Genomic DNA, 1,547 nt, shown 5'->3' with positions numbered 1-1,547 from the left:
ATTACAAATGATTGCGCATCTTCGTAATGCAGAGCAAGCTCTGATCCGCCAGCAAAAATATAAACGCAGCATGAAAATTTTAAGTCATTATAACAAAGCTATGCCACAGATAAAATACGTTAGCGCTATCCAATGAAGTTTTATACGAAAATGATACCATTAACTTTCTTTGGTTGTGGAAAAAATGAATGCATCATTCTCAATGCCATCTCAATATACTGAAAAAATATGTAGAAAGCTTTGAACAATTTCATAACCAAAAATCCTTTTGATAAATCACATAAAGATAAAAAACGACACATACACTCCTATTCCAAAATAATGGAAAAACCAAAATTCGTGAAAGAAAAATGCCATGAACTTCCAAATGTTCTCAAAACTGTTCAGTGAAATTGATCGAGTAACAAATACATATATCATGGATATTTCATCAAAAACGATCATTGCAATCACCCCCATTGTATCAATTGGTCTCACGCTTGGTTTCATCATCTATGGATGGCTCGTTATTCGTGGTGCAATAGATACGCCACTTGCTGGACTCGTAAACCGTTTCTTTCGAATAAGTGTTATTACTTCTATTGCCTTAAGCGCAGGGCTTTATCAAAGTGACATCAAAAATCTTATAAAGGAGACACCTAATGATTTAGTAAAAACACTTGTGAGCAATTCAGCACCTAAAAACAATCCTAAAAACAAAGATGACTTAGCCAAGATAATCGACAAAGTGGCTGAGAAAGGCTTCGAATGTGCAAGCAAAGCTTTCGAAGAAGCTGCTTTCTTAGATGCTGACGGGCTCCTTTATGGTCTCTTTGGTATCCTCATCTTACTTGCAACAAGCTTCCTCACAGCCGTGGGTGGCGCATTCATCTTGATAGCAAACGTCGCTATTACACTTCTTGTCGGGCTCGGACCATTCTTCATCGTTTCTTTACTTTGGCAACCAACCTATCGCTTTTTTGAGCAATGGATAGCACAAATCTTGAATTACACAATTCTCATTTTACTCCTAGCAACCATGTCTGGTCTACTCATGAATATCTTTGCCAATTACATGACAGACTTTAAATTTGACGGACAACAAAATGTTAGTTACGCGCTTGGTGGTGCTCTCATCTTGTCCATTATCTCTATTGTAATATTGTTTAAGTTATCAAGCATAGCCAGTGCGTTAGCAAAAGGCGTTACATTGGGGCATCTATGGAAATCAAATATCAGATCTTGAGGTTTCTCGTAGGCACCGCACGACCCAAAAATCGGTTAACACTCTAAAGGATATTTTTATTAAAATTGAATTATTTTCATAAACTAAAAAATGCAATTAAGAAAAGCTAAATTATCACAAACTATGCGCTTTACTTTATAATTAAAATTATAATAATGATTACAAATATTATACTTTTATTTATTGTAAAAAAAATAGAGGAGTGTTAAAATGAAATTGGTCGTTTTTATGGTTTTGATCACAAATATTTTATCGGCTTGTGTCTTAGCGCCAAAGCCAAAGCAACCAAATGATAGAAACCGTGTGCCTGTCAACAAAACAA

General features: G+C 35.2%; 1 protein-coding gene. It reads left to right on the top strand.

The window, feature by feature from the left end:
- Positions 1-355 precede the first annotated feature (355 nt).
- Complete coding sequence (locus BN202_RS04530) at positions 356-1,225, top strand: TrbL/VirB6 family protein (RefSeq protein WP_034987290.1); 870 nt, start codon at positions 356-358, stop codon at positions 1,223-1,225.
- Positions 1,226-1,547: the final 322 nt, after the last annotated feature.

It is taken from the genome of Bartonella florencae, assembly GCF_000312525.1.
Lineage (GTDB): Bacteria > Pseudomonadota > Alphaproteobacteria > Rhizobiales > Rhizobiaceae > Bartonella > Bartonella florencae.
This window is presented reverse-complemented; position numbering and strand designations above follow the sequence as displayed.